This is a genomic window from Trueperella bernardiae (genome assembly GCF_030246965.1).
In the GTDB taxonomy this organism is placed as follows: Bacteria; Actinomycetota; Actinomycetes; order Actinomycetales; family Actinomycetaceae; genus Trueperella; species Trueperella bernardiae.
This window is the reverse complement of sequence record NZ_CP127099.1, coordinates 51,318-69,772: the sequence shown is the minus strand read 5'-3', so window position 1 is coordinate 69,772 and position 18,455 is coordinate 51,318. Positions and strand designations below refer to the sequence as shown.

Genomic DNA, 18,455 nt, shown 5'->3' with positions numbered 1-18,455 from the left:
CGCGGACGTCATCGAAATTTTGGAGAGAGATGTCTTGTACCGACGTACCCCAGTGGGTAACGCAATCCTTCATGCGTTCCGCGCTCGCGGTAGGTTCAACAGCCCCACGCGAGACCATCGACCGCGTGTGCTGCCTCCTCATTGAACTGTGGTCCAGCCCCGGCCGCCACTTCCACGGCACGTCCCACCTCTACGACCTCCTGGCCCGCGTTGATGCCCTCGCTGTTGAGGCGCAGGACGCCGACGTCGTCCGGCTGGCTGCCTGGGGACACGGGCTTGTCTTCTCCACCGACGGCCAAGCCCTCTACACGCGTAACGGCGGCGAAGACCGCGGTGCCTCCGCGGCTCTCATGGCCAAGTACCTCGACGAACTGGGCGTCCCCGGCGACACCGTAGAAGAGATCCGCCAACTCATCCTCCACATGCGCAAGCACCCCCTGCCCGTGCCCGAATCCGGCATATTCGACTCGCACGACATGGACCTGCTCGTCCTCACCGACGCCCACCTTGGTTTCCTTGCCAACCAACCCCAAAAGTACAAGACCTACATGGAGAAGGTCCGCGAGGAATACGCCCACATCCCCGAACTGCACTTCCTCGAGGCGCGCCTCGAAGTGGTCACCCGCCTGCTCGACCGACGCCGCATCTTCAGCACCCCGCTTGCCACGCAGTGGGAGCAATCCGCGCGCCAGAACCTCGAACTCGAGCGGCAGCGCCTGATCGTTAAACTGCAGAAGACCACCGGGAGCATCCCGGTGATTAAGGCCGAGCTCGGCGGGAATGGCGGGCCGGGTGCTAGCGCGGTAGCTGGTGCTGCCGGCGGGCCGAGTGCTGGCGTTGCCGCGGGGGCGGCTGGGGCTGGCGCTCACGCCGCCGAAACCGCCGCCGATCGAACTGGCAGTCCGGCCGGGCCCGGCTCAACGCCGCATGGCGGACCTGCAGGTGTCAGCAATCCGTCCGTCGGGGCTCCCGCCGAGCCCCGCGAGCCTCACGCGCACTTCGAGTCTGACGCGACCACCGCTGGCGCCGATTCCGGCCGCGAGTCTACTGCCCCGCACCCGGGCCTCATGGCCGAACCGGAGAAGCGGCCCGTGGCGGCTCCTGCCCCGTCGCAGACGGAGCATGTGGGTTCCTCGTTGGAGTCCGCTTCCGCGGACCTCGACCCCGGCATGCCCGACCGCCCCCTCACCCCCGAGGAGGCCAAACAGGCCCGCCGCGACGAGATCGCCCGCGCCACCTACGAAAAGATCGAGCGCGCCAAGGCCGCCAAGGAGGCGCAGCGGGCGCGCGAGGCCCTGGAGCGCGTCCGGGAGACTGACTTCCCCTCCGGCCTGGTCGAATAGCCCAGCCCACCCCGCATCCGCGACACCTTTTTGATACCCGCCACAGCAAATTGCCATCGCCCCTGCCGGAAATGCGTCGCAAACGTCCGGGCAGATCCGGGTAGCCGGAGGCGGTCACGCCGGCGAGGAGGGATGAGGCTTCACAGCCCGAGGCAACGGCGTGACTGCCGGAGGCCCAAGTAGACACCGACCCAAACAGGCTCCCGCACAGACAAAGGGCGGCCCGCCGAGTCTCCTCGGCGGGCCGCCCCCTATCCAGCTACGTGCGGCTTAGTACATGCCACCCATGCCCGCGGCGGGGTCATCATGACCAGCGCCTGCCGGCTCCGGCTTGTTCGCCACCACGGCCTCCGTGGTGAGGAACAAGCCTGCGATCGAGGCGGCGTTCTGCAGGGCAGAGCGGGTCACCTTGACCGGGTCGGCGATGCCGGCGGCGAGCAGGTCCTCGTACGTGCCGGTGGCGGCGTTGAGGCCCTGGCCCGCGGGGAGCGAGCGGACCTTCTCCGCAACGACGCCGCCCTCGAGGCCAGCGTTCTCAGCGATCTGCTTGAGCGGGGCGGCCACGGCAATCTTGACGATCTGCGCACCGGTGGCCTCGTCGCCCTCGAGCCCGAGTCCGGCCAGGACCTCGTCGCCCGCCTGGATCAGAGCAACGCCACCACCAGCGACAATGCCCTCTTCCACGGCGGCCTTCGCGTTGAGGATCGCGTCCTCGATGCGCTGCTTGCGCTCCTTGAGCTCGACCTCGGTGGCCGCGCCCGACTTGATGACGGCCACGCCGCCCGCGAGCTTGGCGAGGCGCTCCTGCAGCTTCTCGCGATCGTAATCGGAGGTGGAGTTCTCGATCTGGACCTTGATCGTGGACACGCGAGCCTTGATGTCCTCTTCGGTGCCGGCGCCGTCAACGATGGTGGTGGCATCCTTGGTCATGACGACCTTGCGCGCCTGGCCGAGCATCGAGATATCGGCGGTGTCCAGCTTGAGACCAACGGTCTCGGAGATGACCTGGCCGCCGGTGAGGACTGCCATGTCCTGGAGCATCTCCTTGCGGCGGTCGCCGAAGCCGGGGGCCTTGACGGCGGCGGACTTGAAGGTGCCGCGGATCTTGTTGACCACGAGGGTGGCCAGGGCCTCGCCCTCGATGTCCTCAGCGATGATGGCCAGCGGCTTGCCGGTCTGCATGACCTTCTCCAGCAGCGGCAGGAGGTCCTTGACGTTCGAGATCTTCGACTCGACGAGCAGGACGTAGGCGTCCTCGAGCACGACTTCCTGGCGGTCCGCGTCGGTTACGAAGTACGGGGAGAGGTAGCCCTTGTCGAAGGACATGCCCTCGGTGAGCTCCAGCTCGGTGCCGAAGGTGTTGGACTCCTCAACGGTGACCACGCCTTCCTTGCCGACCTTGTCCAGCGCCTCGGCGATGAGCTCGCCGATCTCGGCGTCGCCCGCGGAAATACCCGCGGTAGCGGCGATCTCCTCGCGGGTCTCAACTTCCTTCGCGTCCTTGAGCAGCTGCTTGACGACGGCGTCAACCGCCAGGTCAATGCCGCGGCGCAGGGCGATCGGGTTCGCGCCGGCCACAACGTTGCGCAGGCCCTCCTTAACGAGCGCCTGGGCGAGCACGGTGGCGGTGGTGGTGCCGTCGCCAGCGACGTCGTCGGTCTTCTTCGCGACTTCCTTCACCAGCTCAGCGCCGATGCGCTCGAGCGGATCCTCCAGGTCGATCTCCTTGGCGATGGACACGCCGTCGTTGGTGATCGAGGGGGCGCCCCACTGCTTGTCGAGAACCACGTTGCGGCCCTTGGGGCCAAGCGTTGCCTTGACGGTGTTGGCGAGCAGGTCCAGGCCCCGCTCCATCCCGCGGCGCGCCTCTTCATCGAAATGAATGATCTTTGCCATGCGAACTTCCTCCACGTTAGTGGTTGTCCAGCCGACGCCCGCGACGGACGACCCGCGTGCGGCCGTTTCCTTCCCGGCCATCGGCGAGCCTCATCGGCTGCAGAATTATCACTCTCACTTCAAGAGTGCCAGTAACGATTTTGGCACTCGACGCCCGGGAGTGCAAATCTCCCCACGACCGCGCCCGGCCGTTTCACCGCCGGCTAAAAGTTGAGCGCGGCTATATCAACTTCTCGTGAGAGCGTGAGGCTCCGCATGCGCCGCCCGAGGTGCTACCTCGCGACGACGACAACCTCCGTCTGGTACTGCCCCGTCACCGCCGCATCCTCCACGACGTTCGCAAACCCAAGGGTCTCAGCTACCTTCGTCGCGGTGCCCTTATGTTCGGCGCCGCTGTAATACACGGTGGACTCGGTCGGCTCAGCCCCACCCTTGTAATCGGCCACGTTGAGGTTCGTAAACCCAGCCTCCTGCAGGATCGCCGACTGCTGCCCGGCAAAGCCCGCGGTCCCGCGGCCGTTGAGCACGAGCACCCGCTGACTCAGATTCGGCTCAGCCGCCGGCTCTTCGGTGGCGCTGGGCTCCTCCGTGGCGCTCGGCTCCTCGGTGGGCGCGGCGCTGGTCTCCGTAGCCTCCGGCTCCGTGGTCTCCTGGGCAGGCGCCGACGACGTCGTCTCCACCCGCGGCGAGTCCGACCCCGCAACCAACTTCCCAATGCCGATGCCCAGCAAGGGGGCAAGCACCAAGACCGCGACGATCCCGATGATCCACGGGCGAGCACTCGGAGGCTGGCGGTGGCCGCCGATCGTCTTGCGCTCGGCGGCGAGTCGGTCGAATTCGTCTTCAGGATATGTAGTGGCCACGGGGCAAGTTTACAGGGAATCGGCACCGAATCGAGATTCCGGGCTGTGTTTCGGCTCGCGGCCGAGCCGCCCGCGCCTCGTCGGCGCCCCCAGTCCTATCTGCGGCCTAATCGCGCCCGTCGAGCTCGAGTGCGCCCTGGCTGTCCTGCCCGCTCTGGCCACCCGCCTCGCCCTCACCGCCGGACTCACCGTCACCCAAGTCAGACCCGTCACCCACCTCGGGCCCTCCCCCGCGCGGCGCATGAGGGGCCGGCACCTCCGGCAAGTCAAGGCCGCGCTCGGTCAGGCGCGAGTCGCGCAAGCGCCGCAGCCGGTCCACAAGCGCGGGATCAGCAGTCCACACCCGCGGCTCGTCGAGCATCCGCGACAGGACCAGGTAGTACTTCGACGCCGTCATCCCCAGCTGACGCTGGATGGCCTGCTCCCGGGTAGGGGCCATCCGCCACCAACCGCGTTCGATGTCGAGGATCGAACGCTCCACCTCTGTCAGCTCGTCGTCCATGCCCACCACTCTAGCGCGCCCCTCCGACAATAATTTGTGACGCCTTTCCGACACGCGCGATAGCAAATTGCCGTCGCGGATGTCAGAAAGACGCCGCAAACAGGAAGGATTGGTGCGCCAGTCCCGGCCCAGCCGTTAGCGCTGTGCCGTCATCGCCGCCAGCGGACTGAGCCTCATGGCCCGGCGCGCGGGCACCATGCCCGACGCCATCGCGATGAAGGTCGCGCCCGCAACCGCCGCCACCGCCAGCAGCGGCGGGATCTGGGAGATGCCGCCACCTTGTTGGTCGGGCGAGGAGGCCAACGTGTTGATGACCGCCGACAGCACGTAGCTGAGCACGATCCCAATCACGCCACCAAGGAAGCCGATCGAGGAGGATTCCACGAGGAACAGCCTCCGGATGTCCCGCATCGAGGCGCCGATTACCTTCATCACACCGATGTCGCGCTGGCGCTCATACACACTCATGAGCATCGTGTTCGCGATGCCGATCGCGGCCACAAGCATCGAGATCGCGCCGATTCCGCCGAGCGCCGCCTGGATGCGCGCCGCCGTCTTCTTCGCCTCGAGAATCCACTCGGCCTCCGAGTAAGCCCCGTAACCCGAATCGCGCAACTCCTCGGAAAGGCTGAGGGCGGCGTCGGCGTCCTTGGCCATGACGATGAACTCGTTGTAAATGAAGTTGCGCCCCGGCTTGGCGTTCGCGCTCTCCTGGCCGGGTAGCTTCTCGGTGGAGATCGACTTCTTCAGGGCCGCCACCAACGTGTCGAGGTCGGCGAAGTACGACGACGATATCATCGACCACACCTGCGGCTCCTCGTACAGCTGCCCCGAAACGGTGGCGAGGATCGGACGCGGCGGCGCGACCGACGTCGTGCCCTCACCCGAGCCCCCAGAACCCTCGCTCGAACCCTCGCTCGGCGCCGGTTGCGGCTCCGCCATCTCGTAGGCCATGCCGCCCTCGGTTTCCACCGTAAGGAAGTAGGTGCGGCCCTGGAGGTCGATCTCCTTCGACTCGCCAGTGCGCGGGTCCCACGACTGGTTGGCCTTGCCACCCGCAAGCAACTGCACGGTGCCGCCGTGCACGGGCGCCGCGCCCCAGGCCAGCTCATAGCCCAGCTTCTCGAAACCGTCGGACGGAATGGCGCGGATCTGGAGGTACTCCTCCATACCCGCCGCCTTCATCTTCATGTCCACGGCATACACCGGAAACACGGCCTCCACGCCCTCGAAACCGGCCAGCGACCGGGCAAGCGCGTCGTCCATCTTCGGCGCGGGCTTACCCCGCTCGGCCCGCGGCGGCGACTGCACGCTCACCTGCCGCACCGACGGACTGTTGGCGCTCACCTCGTTCTGCCGCGCCAGCCCGACACCGAGCGAAATCATCACCACCACGGCCATCGTGCCGATCACCACGCCCGTCGAGGTCAGGACGGTACGCAACGGCCGGCGTCGTAGTGACGCCACCGCCGATGCGAGGATGTCGGTAAAGCGCATTTAGATCAGGCCGTCGCTATCCAGGAGGCTCAGCGCGTCCGCCTCGTCCTCGACGTCCTTCTTCTTCCGATGACGACGCACGGCCATCACCGCCACGATCACGACGCCGATCAACACCAACGCACCAATCGCGATCGGACCCCACGGGATCGTGGACTCCTCTTCGTCGATGTCCCCGGGAGCGATGGGGCCATCCTCGGGAATCATTTCGATGACGGTGACGGGCACCTCGCGCTCGATGCTGGCCGTCTCCCCCTCGGAGTTTTCGTAAGTGAGGACGAGAGTGATGGGCCCCTCAGTGACGTCCTCGGCTCGGACGATCATGTCAACGTTCGCAGTGGAACCCGCGGCGATGTTGCCCACGTAGGCCTCCTGCCCCGTGATCGCCTGTCCCTCCTTGATGGAAGCCTTGACGTTCGAGATCGCGGACTTGCCCAGGTTGTTCACGGTGAACACGATCGAACCCTCGCCGCCGAGGGTGAGCATCTCGGGCGTCACCTGCGGCACCGACGTCTCCACACGGGCCGGCTGGCTGACCACGACCGCCACGGTCTCAGTGGAGGTCAGGGCCGTGAAATCCGCGTCCTCATACTCGATCGTGAGGGTGAGCGGGTAGGGCCTGTCCTCAAGCGTGGGCAGGGACGTGTAGTACATGGTGACGTCCACCGACTCGCGCGGGCCGAGCTTGGCCAGGTACACCGACGCCGACCCCGAGCGCGGCAGCAACCCGCCCTCGGCCGACAGGGAGAACTTGATGTTCTGCACACGGGCCGTAGCGGAGGTGTTGCGGACGGTGAAGACGATGTCGAAATCGCTGCCTGCCACCACGGGCTTCGGCGTGGTAGTAAAGCCCTCCACCATGAGACGCGGGGTGGACTTGCCGGTCTGGACCGGGGCGTCGGCCGTCGGCGCGTCGCCCGGCTCGGGGGCATCTGCCGTATCCGCGCTGGCGGCGGGAACGATGAGGCCTGCGAAAAGCAACGTTAGGAAGGCCAAAAGGGTGCTGAAGCGTTTCACGGGTGTCTCCTCAGTCCATATGGTTGGTGTGCGTGATGTCTTGGATGCGGCCGTCGCCAATCGAAACGATGACGTCCGCGTAGCTGGCCAGGTGCCGATCGTGGGTGACCATGATCCACGTCTGGTGGTAGTGCGCGATGAGGCGGCGAAACAGGTCAAGCGTGGCGGCGGCGGTGTGGGAATCGAGGTTGCCGGTGGGCTCGTCCGCGAAGACAATCTCCGGGTTGGACACGAGCGCGCGCGCAATGCCGACACGCTGCTGCTCACCGCCCGACATCTGGCTCGGCTTGTGATTCAGGTGCGTGCCCAGGCCCAGCGTGGTGAGCGCCCGGGCGGCCCGCTTGCGCCGCTCCGCCTTGCCCATCCCTCGGAAAGTGAGCGGCAGGGCCACGTTGTCCAGCGCCGTCATTTCCTGCATGAGGTTGAACGACTGGAAGACGAAACCCACGTGGTCGCGGCGGAACGCGGCCAGCTCGGCCTGGCTCATCTTGTCGATCCGGCACCCGGCCACCTCCACGCTCCCCGCCGACGGCGGCTCCAGGCCCGCGAGCATGTTGAGCAGCGTGGACTTGCCCGAGCCGGACGTGCCGACCACGGCCACGAACGTACCCTTCTTAATCTCAAGGTTGACCTGGTTGAGGGCGACGACGTGCGAACGGCCTACCTTGTACAACTTTGACAGGTCGTTTGTGCGTACTGCTATTTCTTCTACCACGAACCTAGCTTCCTCGCCGGCATTATTAAGCCGATTCTATTCGAGGTGCGAGCTCCCCGATGTCCGCCGCAGGGCGGATATCAGGATGTGGGCGGTGTAGGTTAAAGGCATGAGTTTGAGCGACGTCATGGATCCCGAATGGGCCGAGGCGATGGCGCCGGTAGAGGCCAACATCCACGCGATGGGGGACTTCCTGCGCGCCGAGAACGACGCCGGGCACGGCTACCTGCCCGCCGGGAAGAACGTACTGCGCGCGTTTTCCTACCCGCTGAGCCAGGTGCGGGTTCTAATCGTAGGCCAGGACCCCTATCCCACGCCCGGACACCCCATCGGGTTGAGCTTCGCGGTGGACAGGCAGGTCAGCCCGCTCCCGAGGTCGCTGGCGAACATCTACCGAGAGCTGAGCGACGACCTCGGCATCGCTCCCGCCTCCCACGGCGACCTCACCCCGTGGTGCGAGCACGGCGTCATGCTACTCAACAGGGTGCTGAGCGTGCGGCCGGGTGCGCCGGCGTCACACCGGGGCAAAGGCTGGGAGGCAATCACCGACCACGCCATCCGCGTGCTCGCCCAGCGCGACCAGCCGCTCGTAGCGATCCTGTGGGGCCGGCAGGCCCAAGAGCTGACGCCCCTGCTTCGCACGACGCCGAGGATCACCTCCGCCCACCCCTCGCCGTTGTCCGCCACCCGGGGCTTCTTCGGCTCCAAGCCGTTCTCGCGCGCGAACGCCCTGCTCGTGGAGCAGGGCGCGGAGCCGATCGACTGGCGGCTGGAGTAAGGGACAGAGCGCGTTCGACAGGAGTCGTGAATATACCGGCTGCCGGTTGCTATTTTGGCCTGGTGGGCCTCAGGTTCACGACCATGGACTCGACCAGAACAGCAAAGGCCCCGGCCCTGGTGGGTTCCGGAGCCTTGGGAGAGCCCCCTGTCAGACTCGAACTGACGACCTTCGCTTTACGAGCCAAAACCGAGGTATTGGTCACCGTCAACGCCGACCATGACCAGGCCCTGCTCCTCCTTATTCTTTTTGCCCACGTGCCAGCACTGCCGCAAGTGCCAGCCGCGCCAGCACTGCTGGTAGCGCTGGTAATCCGCGCTCTTCACGTGCTTTCGTCTCCATGCCCACTTCCGCGAGACTCCCGCTCTCACCATGGGAGAACCTTGGAAAATGAGCACTCAAACGAATTACCAGACATCACTCACCATCAGTAGATGGAAGACGGCGATGAGAGCACAATCCTTGAGCGAGCGCACGATCAGAGAGCGCACACGAGTCGCAACCGCGATCTGCCGCGATCTGGGCACCACCCCGGAAACGATCACCGCTGACCAAATCGCACAGTGGATCAGCGGCCTACCTAGCTCGGTCACGAAGTGGTGCTACTTTACTCATCTACGTGCCTTATTTCGGTGGATGGAGATCAGCGGGAGGCGTAGCGATAATCCGTTGTTGGGTATGCACGCCCCGAAGCGGCCCAAATATCGGCCGCGACCGATTCCGATCGAATACATCTCTGCCGTGCTTGAACTCCCACTACGGAAGAAAACCCGTTGCATGATCCACCTGGCGTTCAACTGTGGCCTACGCATTTCCGAGATCGCCAAAATCCAAGGCCAGGACGTTGATCTTCTCACCCGTCAAATGACAGTGGAAGGCAAGGGCGGACAGATCGCCATCATTCCCATCCACGACGACCTCATCCCCATCTTCGCCACCATGCCACGGCACGGCTACTGGTTCCCCGCACCCGGCGGCGGACACGTCGAACCGAAATCAGTAGGCCAAACCATCAAACGCGCCTTTGAACGAATTGGGGTCAACATCCGCGCCCACCAGCTCCGCCATTCATACGGCACTGAGCTTCTTCGCCACGGTGCGGATATCCGCGTCGTCCAAGAGCTACTCCGTCACGAGTCAATCCAGACCACTGCGCTTTACACGCGGGTGTCCCAGGACCAGGAAGCTACGGCAACCAATCTTCTACCCGTTTTCACTATGAACACCACCAGCACCGCCAGCACCGCAGGCACTGCCGGCAACGCCCGCACCGGCAACGCCGCCAGCAGTGCCAGCACTACTGGCACTGATCGTTAATTGAAAGGAAACACCATGAAACAGCCACATATCTATTTCACCGAAGACCACCGCATGGTCATGTATGTATCTGACGTTCTTCACCTGATCGACGACACCGACGGGCATCTATCTTCCCAATTCGCACAAGCCGCCATGCGCGCAGCGTCAGAACAATTCCAAACCCAACATGGCCGCAAGCCCACAATGGACGAGCTCGCCACGACCCCAATCATCACTGCATGGAACAAGGACATGGAGGCCAAAAATGATCATCGCGGTATGTAACCAGAAAGGTGGGGTAGGTAAAACCACCATCGCCACCAACCTCGCCCACCGACTCTGTGGCCAGGGCACGATCTTGGTTGTCGATGCTGACCCTCAAGGTAATGCCACGACCACTCTCGGCTTGGATCTTGCACCCCAGGCACTGACCCTGAACGATGTCATGGCCGCGATCGCCGCAGGGCAGGACCCGACCGTGGTCTACCAGGCTATCGTCACCGCCCCAACCCAGTGGGGTGAGGTCGATATCCTTCCCGCTGACCGACTTCTAGCCTCCCGGCAGGAGGACGTGGGCATAGGCCGTGAATACCGCCTTAAGACCGCTTTGCGGCCGCTGATCGAGGACTATGCCCACATCATCATTGACTGCCCACCATCCCTCGGCGTGCTGACCACCAACGCGCTCGTGGCGGCGGACACCGCCCTGATCGTGACCACCGCACGCGAAGCCGCTGTCGATGGTGTCAGCGAAATGATCTCCACGATCGCTGCTTGCCGCTCCTACTACAACTCCAGCCTGTATTTGGCCGGAATCCTACTGAACGCCCATCGTCCAGACCGCACCGACCGCCAGGCCTGGCATGAGACCCTCCAAAGCGCGTTCGGCTCCTATCTCATCGACGCTTACGTACCCGAACGCGAGGCAGTTGCTCACGCCGCCACCGCACACAGTCCGATCAAGGCCACCCTTGACCCGCTGATTGACACCGCACTGACCCAGACAATGACCATCATCACCGGCACTGCCGGCCCCGCCAGCACGGCCAGCACCATCCACATCACCAGTGAGGAAGACAAGTAACACCATGAGCGTCTCACAAAAGCAGTCTCGCAAACTCTTAGCTGATCCTGACCACGGCCACATCTACCACAAGCTCATGAAAGCCGACTGCCTCAACGCACTGACCTACCTCAGCGCCGCATCCATGCTACTCGAAGACCGTTTGTTTGATTCCGATATCCGAGAACTACTCGACGACGTCCTCGTTGCCCCTGAGCACATCATCCCCGCCCACACCCGACTGACCACCACCGCACGCGAAGTCAAACGCCTCTTGGCCTACCTTGATCAACTAGCAAAGGACAACCAATGAAGACCACTCCTCACGCCGCACTCGACGCCCTGTCCAAGGCCGCCATCGCTAACCCCATCATCACCGGCACTGCCAGCACCGCCAGCGCTACCGGCACTGCCAGCTTAAAGAAGTTCACGATTCGTATCGATGCTGACTTGCTCGGCCGTATCCGTGCCGCCTACCTGCGTGACCTAGCGGCCGGTGGCGAGCACCGCTCCCTATCTGCGTGGGCCTGCGCGCATCTGGCCGAGGCGGTCGAGCACAACGAGGCCGACCACAATAACGGCCGCCCCTATGAGCCGGTAGCCGCCGGGATCGTCCCGCAAGGGCCCTTCCAGTGAATGCCCACGCTCGACGCACAGACCCACCAACGTCAGTGCAAGCCGCCGAGGCTCTTCAACACCTGGCGCGTGAACGCCAGCGGATCCTGACAGCGTTCACCACCCATGGTGACATGACTGACTCCGAGCTCGAACGCCACGCACTAGAACAGCACTGGCCATACGCGGGCAACCGATACTACTACCGCCGACGCCGCTCAGATCTCAAAGCGATGGGACTGATTACGGCAACCGACCACCGCCGCCCGAACGAGCGCGGCAACTCAGAAACTGTTTGGACTTTGACCATTCGAAAGGACACCACCATGAAAACTGGCCAGCCAGCCTCCCTTGATGAAGGCAACATCATCTTCCGTCGACTCGACAACACCCAGTGGGCGATCGAAGGAGTAAACCTCACCCCCGGCGAGACGGTCATCGTCTACACCCGCGACGGGGAGGCACGCGACGTCATTGTCGGCCAGATCCTTGAGACCAACCATGGTGTGGACACTGCAACCTTTGAGTGGGCCAACCATCCCGACCCTGCTGTCATTGCTGACGGCACCGTTATCTTCCACTCCCTCGGTGAGGGTGAATGGGCTATCCGCGGTCTTGACCTTGCCCAGGGTGAGGAAGTCGAAGTGACCACCAAGGCCGGCGATACCCGCACCGTGATCGTGGCCGACATCATCGACATCGACGACAACCTCGTCACGGCCCGATTCGAGTGGGCCGACACCCCCAACGACGACCTGATCACCTTCGCCTCGAACCCGCACGGGGACGGCTACCTCATCCGCGGCACCAACCTCACCCCTGGCACCACAGTTCCGGTTGTCAAGAAGTCAGGCAAACCCGTCCGTGTCACGATCGACCAGATCGTCGATGAAGACGGCGACTGGCAGTATGCCACTTTCACCTGGCCTAACAAGATCCGTTAAATGAACTCACGGAGGACGTTCATGACGTTTACTGACCAGCTCCAGTCGGCTCTTTCCCTGCTGGGCACGACTGAGATCACCATTAACCGTGAAGGGGCAAGCCCAGCTATCCTTCATCCCGACCGCACACTGTCGATTGATGGGCAGCGCATACCGGTGACCGACTACCTCTCACCAGCAACGCCAGCACCGCCCGCAGTGCCAGCGCCTGTCGATCACGATCCAGGCCCGACTCACACACGCGCAGATCAATCACGTCTCAAAGAGGACCTGGACAGCGCCCGAGCAACGATACTCGCACACGAGGAGCGTATTGAGGCTCTTCAAGGGCAGCTAGCTAGCGAGCGAGGCGAGCACGAGCACGCCCTACGTCTCCAAGCTGATCTTCTCGCCTCTACCCGGCGTGAAGCTGATCAGGCTCAAACACAGGCCGACCAACTTCGAGGTGATCTCGACAAGGCAGGCCAGGTCGCTAGCGAGGCTGGAAGTAAGCTGGCACAGACCCTCACCGAGCGGGATAACGCCACCAGGCGCGCCACTGACCTTGCCAGTGACCTCGCCAAGGTCCAGGCCGTGGCCGATGAACAACACGCCCGCATCCAGGAACTCGAAAACCAACTCGCTGACCGTGATACTCGTCTTGCCCAGAAGAACGCCGAGCTTGCCAACGTCCTAGACCAACTCAATCAGGCTCACGCTGAACTCGAGCACGAACGCGGCCAGGCACGCCAGGCCCACAGCCAGCTTTCTGTTGCGCGTCAAGCTATCGAGGACGGTGCAACCCGTCAAACCGAGCTCGAGGGTCGCCTCCACGAGCTCACCGACACCCTTGACGCTGCCACGTCCACCCACCGCGACTCCCTCGCCGAGCGTGACCAGCGTATTGAGGATCTTCAAGCCCAGCTCGTCACTGAGCGTGCCGAGCACGAGCGGGAACTGAGCGTGCAGGTGGATCTGGTCGCCAGTACTCGACGTGAGGTCGAGCAGGCTCAGGCGACAACCAGCGAACTACAGGCCACCATCAGCGAGCTACGCCATGCTGCTAGCGATGCTGACGGTGGTCTGGCTCAGGCTCATGCTGAACTTGATCAGGCCACGAGCCGTGCCGATCAGCTTGCGACCGACCTTGAACAGGTCACGGCGCTAGCTGACGAACGCCTGACCCGCATCCACGACCTCGAGACCCACCTGGCCACCGAACAAGCTGACCGGCACAACATGGCCGAGCAGGTCAGCGACCTCACCGCGCGTCTTGAGCGCGCCCAGTCCACCATTCGCTCCCTCAAAGCTGATATTCCAACCCTTGCCGCACCCGCCCAGTCCGACCCTGGTGCGGGTAGGGCCGCGCGGGCGCGTGAAGCGGACGATAAGGAGGGTGACAGACGCCGCCACGGCCTCATTCTTGTGATCACAGCACTGCTGGTTGCTACTGTGGCACTGTTCGCGATCAGGGCGCTCTTCGCCACGGACGAGCCCGCACCACAGCCTTCATCGGTCACGAGCGTGCCCGATCCAGCACCGCCGCAGCCGACACCGACAACCACACCCAGCCCGACCCCAAGCCCAAGCGAGGATGAGGAAGAAGAATCACCGACCGAAGAGCCTTCCGGTGAGCCCACGCCAGAGCCTACCGGGACACCGCAACCGCAGGTCGTCCCTGATCCAGATCCTGCTCCCGCACCAGCACCGTCGCCGGCCGCCCCCACGCCAACCCCGACACAAGTGCCCGAACCGGCACCCGTGCCAGGACACGTGACGAACCTGAGCGCGGCCGTCTCTTCGTCCGGTAGCTCGGTGACCATTAACGCAACGGTGACAACGTCAGGTCCGATGAGTGTCACTGTCACTGCCACGGTTGGCGGTGTCAGTATCCCGATGGGCACACGCCAGATCAACGGAAGCGCAACCTTCACTGGCACAGCCACCGTGCCAGCCGGCACCCACACATGGGTCGTCAATGCCGACGGCCTAGTCAATTCCGGAACCATCACCACTTTCTAACCCCGGTGCCGTGCACCCACCACTCGCGTGTGCACGGCACCGGGCACATACCTGGTGAAGGTCCCCCATCAACCTAGCAAGGAGGCAACCAATGGAAGCGAACAAGGTTACGATCGATGTCACCAATGCCGGGCTCGATCTCCGTGACAGCGGGCCGGCCAACCGCGCCCAGCCCGAGATCAAGATCTACACCAAGCCTGACTGTGTCCAATGCCAAGCCACCAAACGCCGCCTCGATGCCGCCGGCGTCCCCTACACTGTCACCGATCTTTCCAATGATCCGCAAATGATTGAGGAAATGCGGGCGGCCGGGTTCACCTCTGTGCCCATCGTCGAATACGACCAAGAGCGCTTTTCCGGCTACCAGGTTGATCGCATCAAAGCTCTCACCCGAGCCTTCGGTGCACTCAACACCGCACCCGCACCCACAAGCGAGCCCGCCACGCCCAGCGTGCCACGCCCACACAAGACTGAGTCTCGTAGCCGATGAACAAGCACCTTGCTCTGCTCGTCATCGTTCTCACCGCACTGCCGCTTGGTATCGTGCTGCTACTCACTGAAGGGGACGCATCGAGTGCGGCCTTTGCCGGCGCACCCAGCGCCGTTCCGGCCCAGTACCAGCAGGATGTTGCCCGCGCTGGCTCCATCTGTCCCGAGATCACCCCCGCGATCATCGCCGCTCAGATCGATGCTGAATCTGGCTGGAACCCCGACGCCGTCTCACCCGCAGGCGCGCAAGGAATTGCACAGTTCATGCCCTCCACGTGGGCCACAGCTGGCCGTGACGGGAACGGGGACGGCAACATTGACATCCTCAATCCCGCCGACGCCATCTACTCCCAAGGCCAGCTCATGTGCGACAACGCCGCTGCCGCCCGCGCCCTCATCGAAGCCGGCACCGCTACCGGAGACGTCGTCGAGCTCGCTCTGGCCGGCTACAACGCCGGAATGGGAGCCGTGCAAACCTACGGGGGTATTCCGCCCTACAGGGAAACCCAAACCTACATCGCCCGTATCCTCAACCTAGCCGCCACCACCTACGCAACCGCAGCCGCGCCCACGGGCGGACGCGCAGACGTCATCGCCTGGGCACAATCCCAAATCGGCAAACCCTACCGCGGCCACGCAAACGGCCCTGGATGCGGGAGCTTCGGACCAGCCTGCTATGACTGTTGCGGACTGGTCCAACAAGCCTTCCTTAACGCCGCCGGCATCGACCTACCCATGTCAGTGCCCGGCAACCCCTGGGCAACCTCCAAATGCGAATACGCCATACTTGCTCGCGCCAGCGAGTACGGCGGCCAGGTCGTCTCATCCGATCCGGCCAGCCTCGCCCCCGGTGACATCCTCTTCTTCCAAAACCGGGCCACCCCTGAATCGGTCGACTACATCACCCACGTCGCTATCTACATTGGCAACAACTCATTCATTGACGCCTCACCCGACGCCGGCATCGCCATCCATCCACTGACCTATTATGAGGCCACCGAGCGCCTCCTACCCCAAGCCGTCAGAGTAGGAACCCCATGAAAAAGCCACTAACCACGCTAGCCATCCTCACACTAGCCGCCTGTAGCACCCCACCACCAGCACCGCCCACAACGCCAGCCGTGCCGGCCACACCAGCACTGCCAGCCGCGCCAGCGTGCGTCACCGAACCTCCTGACACCAGTGACGCCGAAGCAGTTGCCGATGCAACCGCTTACTACCTGACCTGTATTGACGCATCCGACACGAGCCCACGCGACCAGATCAGCCGCGCCGCACCCTACCTCACCCAATCCATCTTTGACACGTTTTCAACCTCACCGGCTAAACCCGACCGCTATTGGAACCTCACGATATCAGCCAACGTGTCAACAACCGTCACCGTTGAGCGCCTCTACATGGATAACTACGACCCCGCCGCCGCCACCACCTTCACCCTCGACCGACTAGCCACCGCCACAAACACCGCCGCCGGCACTATCACCACCTACTACACCTTCACCCTTCAACAACAAGCCGATCACACCTACCGCATCAGCGACATCGCCACCACCCGATAACACCCACACCACCACCTCGCAACCACTTGACAACCACCAACCTTACGATAATAATATTATTACCTAAAGGTGAGGCGGGTAGTGAGGAGACAGATGAATCAACGATCCGACGGAGTAAAGATTGTCGAGTATCGCGCCGCTCTAGGCTTGTCTCAGATGGATCTGGCTATGTTGATGGGCGTTTCCCAGCCGCAGTTGCACAAGCTCGAGCGTGGCTATGCGGAGCTGTCAGAGGAGGAGGCCTACCGGCTGAAGGAGGTGTTTGGGTACTTCCTGGCAGATGTGCACGCGATTCGCTCTGGCAGGCAGGCACCTGACACGCCATGGGGTGCGGCCGCACGGTTTTGGGCTAGGCGTCCAGAATTGTCGCTGGGCGGTGCTGGAATAGATATCACCAGTTAAGGAGGTTCACCGTGGAACGTCAAGGCCACCCTATTGCTGGTGGAATTGTCTTTATCCTGGCGGTTATGCCGTCGTTTAACGGCCCACTACTGTCACTGATCTTTTCCATGATCTTGTTCTTACTCACCTGCCGATACGGGCTGTGGGGCGGATTCTGGCGCACTTTTGTTCTGTGCACGATCGTACTCATCCCGCTACTGCTCATGGCAAGGACGCAGCTTCCTGGCGAACAGCGACGTCGCCGGTACAGCTACTACTAGTGCAATGCACAAGCCACATAAGGGGTGTCAGATTCTTTGAAAGGACATTCCCGTGGCTCGCAAACGCACTGTTCATGATGACCAACTTTCCCTCTTCACACTTGATGCTCTTATCCCAACAACGACAAGGACGGACAATGATCACCCGCAACGAGATTCAACAAGCGCTCCCCGGCCTGGAAGGAAACCAGATCAGCCAGGTTCACGAGCAGATGGAGACCACCGCTTCACAGGTGACAGTGGACTACCTGGCAACGACGCCGACCGGGCCCAGCTACATCGAGGAGGTTCAGCGTCAGAGCCGAGCGATGAGCCTGGGGCGCGAGGTCGCCTGGGCACAACTGAGCGAGGAGATCGAAGCCCGAACCCCGGACTGGTCGAGGGAGTTTTGGCTGACTCAGGATCTACCTCCGAAGATCGCGTCGTTCTTCTCGATGGAGAACCGCTGGCAAGCACTGACGAAGGCAAAATGGTTCTACCCGGAGGAATGGATGGTCTGGGACGCGGAGGACCCGGAGGAGATCGAGGAAACCAAGGCGCGCATGCTCAAGTGGATCGAGGAGACGATCATTCCACATCTGCACGAACACATGTTCAAGCAGAAGCTGGGCTCGACCTGGGATCTGATCAGCGACGTGGAGGACTCCTTTTGCCAACGGGAGACGTTTCACTACCTCAACGCGTACTACCCGGATCTAGCCAGCCTGAAGAACGACCTGATGACCAACGACTGGGATCAGGCGATCCCATCGATCTGGTCACACGAACCGAGCCTGCTCAGCTGGCAGACGTTCGAGATGATGCTGTGGTCGGCAGCGATCCAGATGAGGTGGGCAGTGGAGAAGAATCCCGAGTGCCTGATGTTCCCCTGGGCAACCGAGATCCTGGAGCTGAAGGGGCCAGGGCCGGACACACTCGACGAACTGTTCGACAGCATCCCGACGGGGCTCGTCCTCGTGGATTAAGAGCTCGCGCACAAGCCAACCTCGCCGCAATTGGCATAGTCAAAACCGTCGAGGGCGACCTCAGCGACACTCAGCGCGCCACGGTCGCTCAGTATTCGGGCTGGGGCGGACTGTCAGCCATCTTTGATGAGGCAAAAACGGACTGGGAGGCTGAACGTAACCAGCTCAAAGCTCTCCTCACCGAGGCTGAATACGCCTCAGCTCGGTCAGGGGTGCTTGATGCGCACTACACCAACACCGCTTATGT

General features: G+C 63.2%; 21 protein-coding genes. 14 read left to right on the top strand and 7 right to left on the bottom strand.

The window, feature by feature from the left end; translation table 11 throughout:
• The first annotated feature begins 29 nt into the window (after positions 1 to 29).
• Positions 30 to 1,343 (top strand): hypothetical protein, encoded by a 1,314-nt coding sequence (locus QPC17_RS00330; protein WP_145989888.1) that lies wholly within the window; start codon positions 30 to 32, stop codon positions 1,341 to 1,343.
• A 270-nt stretch (positions 1,344 to 1,613) separates the two neighbouring features.
• On the opposite strand, the gene groL is transcribed toward QPC17_RS00330, so the two are convergent.
• From groL to QPC17_RS00300, 6 genes are all read right to left on the bottom strand, one after another.
• Positions 1,614 to 3,239, bottom strand: a complete 1,626-nt coding sequence (groL, locus tag QPC17_RS00325; RefSeq protein ID WP_062614186.1) for a chaperonin GroEL — start codon at positions 3,237 to 3,239, stop codon at positions 1,614 to 1,616.
• Positions 3,240 to 3,511: 272 nt separating this feature from the next.
• Positions 3,512 to 4,102: a LytR C-terminal domain-containing protein gene (locus QPC17_RS00320; RefSeq protein ID WP_068539098.1), complete on the bottom strand. Its 591-nt coding sequence runs from the start codon at positions 4,100 to 4,102 to the stop codon at positions 3,512 to 3,514.
• Between the two features lie 106 nt (positions 4,103 to 4,208).
• Positions 4,209 to 4,604 (bottom strand): DUF3263 domain-containing protein, encoded by a 396-nt coding sequence (locus QPC17_RS00315; RefSeq protein WP_068539096.1) that lies wholly within the window; start codon positions 4,602 to 4,604, stop codon positions 4,209 to 4,211.
• Positions 4,605 to 4,739: 135 nt separating this feature from the next.
• Positions 4,740 to 6,101, bottom strand: coding sequence for an ABC transporter permease (locus QPC17_RS00310; protein WP_251769697.1), 1,362 nt, complete (start codon positions 6,099 to 6,101; stop codon positions 4,740 to 4,742).
• Entirely contained in the window at positions 6,102 to 7,118 is a 1,017-nt protein-coding gene (locus QPC17_RS00305) for a COG1361 S-layer family protein (RefSeq protein WP_068539094.1), read from the bottom strand.
• 10 nt (positions 7,119 to 7,128) lie between these two features.
• A complete protein-coding gene (locus QPC17_RS00300) occupies positions 7,129 to 7,833 on the bottom strand; it encodes an ABC transporter ATP-binding protein (protein WP_062614143.1) in 705 nt (234 codons plus the stop codon).
• A 109-nt stretch (positions 7,834 to 7,942) separates the two neighbouring features.
• Between QPC17_RS00300 and QPC17_RS00295 the strand changes: the two genes are divergently transcribed.
• Positions 7,943 to 8,611: a uracil-DNA glycosylase gene (locus QPC17_RS00295; protein ID WP_062614144.1), complete on the top strand. Its 669-nt coding sequence runs from the start codon at positions 7,943 to 7,945 to the stop codon at positions 8,609 to 8,611.
• Positions 8,612 to 8,787: 176 nt separating this feature from the next.
• Here QPC17_RS00295 and QPC17_RS00290 read toward each other — a convergent pair whose 3' ends face one another.
• Complete coding sequence (locus tag QPC17_RS00290) at positions 8,788 to 8,937, bottom strand: hypothetical protein (protein ID WP_179853723.1); 150 nt, start codon at positions 8,935 to 8,937, stop codon at positions 8,788 to 8,790.
• Between the two features lie 64 nt (positions 8,938 to 9,001).
• Between QPC17_RS00290 and QPC17_RS00285 the strand changes: the two genes are divergently transcribed.
• The 12 genes from QPC17_RS00285 to QPC17_RS00230 all read left to right on the top strand — a co-directional run bounded on the left by QPC17_RS00285 (position 9,002) and on the right by QPC17_RS00230 (position 18,208).
• Positions 9,002 to 9,928 carry a tyrosine-type recombinase/integrase gene (locus QPC17_RS00285; protein ID WP_285347333.1) on the top strand — a complete coding sequence of 309 codons (927 nt, stop codon included), beginning with the start codon at positions 9,002 to 9,004 and terminating at the stop codon, positions 9,926 to 9,928.
• A 15-nt stretch (positions 9,929 to 9,943) separates the two neighbouring features.
• Positions 9,944 to 10,195: a hypothetical protein gene (locus tag QPC17_RS00280; RefSeq protein WP_251769699.1), complete on the top strand. Its 252-nt coding sequence runs from the start codon at positions 9,944 to 9,946 to the stop codon at positions 10,193 to 10,195.
• On the top strand, positions 10,176 to 10,994 hold the full coding sequence (locus QPC17_RS00275; protein WP_285347332.1) for a ParA family protein: 819 nt from the start codon (positions 10,176 to 10,178) through the stop codon (positions 10,992 to 10,994). The genes QPC17_RS00280 and QPC17_RS00275 overlap by 20 nt, the downstream gene beginning before the upstream one ends.
• A 4-nt stretch (positions 10,995 to 10,998) precedes the next feature.
• Positions 10,999 to 11,286, top strand: coding sequence for a hypothetical protein (locus QPC17_RS00270; protein WP_285347331.1), 288 nt, complete (start codon positions 10,999 to 11,001; stop codon positions 11,284 to 11,286).
• Positions 11,283 to 11,609 (top strand): hypothetical protein, encoded by a 327-nt coding sequence (locus QPC17_RS00265; RefSeq protein WP_285347330.1) that lies wholly within the window; start codon positions 11,283 to 11,285, stop codon positions 11,607 to 11,609. Before QPC17_RS00270 ends, QPC17_RS00265 begins: the two co-directional genes overlap by 4 nt.
• A gap of 305 nt (positions 11,610 to 11,914) precedes the next feature.
• A complete protein-coding gene (locus tag QPC17_RS00260; RefSeq protein ID WP_251769703.1) occupies positions 11,915 to 12,532 on the top strand; it encodes a hypothetical protein in 618 nt (205 codons plus the stop codon).
• Positions 12,533 to 12,553: 21 nt separating this feature from the next.
• Positions 12,554 to 14,533, top strand: a complete 1,980-nt coding sequence (locus QPC17_RS00255; protein WP_285347329.1) for a coiled-coil domain-containing protein — start codon at positions 12,554 to 12,556, stop codon at positions 14,531 to 14,533.
• A gap of 91 nt (positions 14,534 to 14,624) precedes the next feature.
• Positions 14,625 to 15,023, top strand: coding sequence for a glutaredoxin family protein (locus QPC17_RS00250; protein ID WP_285347328.1), 399 nt, complete (start codon positions 14,625 to 14,627; stop codon positions 15,021 to 15,023).
• Positions 15,020 to 16,063 carry a C40 family peptidase gene (locus tag QPC17_RS00245; protein ID WP_285347327.1) on the top strand — a complete coding sequence of 348 codons (1,044 nt, stop codon included), beginning with the start codon at positions 15,020 to 15,022 and terminating at the stop codon, positions 16,061 to 16,063. The genes QPC17_RS00250 and QPC17_RS00245 overlap by 4 nt, the downstream gene beginning before the upstream one ends.
• An 80-nt stretch (positions 16,064 to 16,143) precedes the next feature.
• The gene (locus QPC17_RS00240; RefSeq protein ID WP_285347326.1) at positions 16,144 to 16,581 is read left to right on the top strand and encodes a hypothetical protein; all 438 of its coding nucleotides are present in this window, start codon (positions 16,144 to 16,146) and stop codon (positions 16,579 to 16,581) included.
• 93 nt (positions 16,582 to 16,674) lie between these two features.
• Complete coding sequence (locus QPC17_RS00235) at positions 16,675 to 16,983, top strand: helix-turn-helix transcriptional regulator (RefSeq protein WP_285347325.1); 309 nt, start codon at positions 16,675 to 16,677, stop codon at positions 16,981 to 16,983.
• Positions 16,984 to 17,380: 397 nt separating this feature from the next.
• Complete coding sequence (locus tag QPC17_RS00230) at positions 17,381 to 18,208, top strand: hypothetical protein (RefSeq protein WP_285347324.1); 828 nt, start codon at positions 17,381 to 17,383, stop codon at positions 18,206 to 18,208.
• Positions 18,209 to 18,455 lie beyond the last annotated feature (247 nt).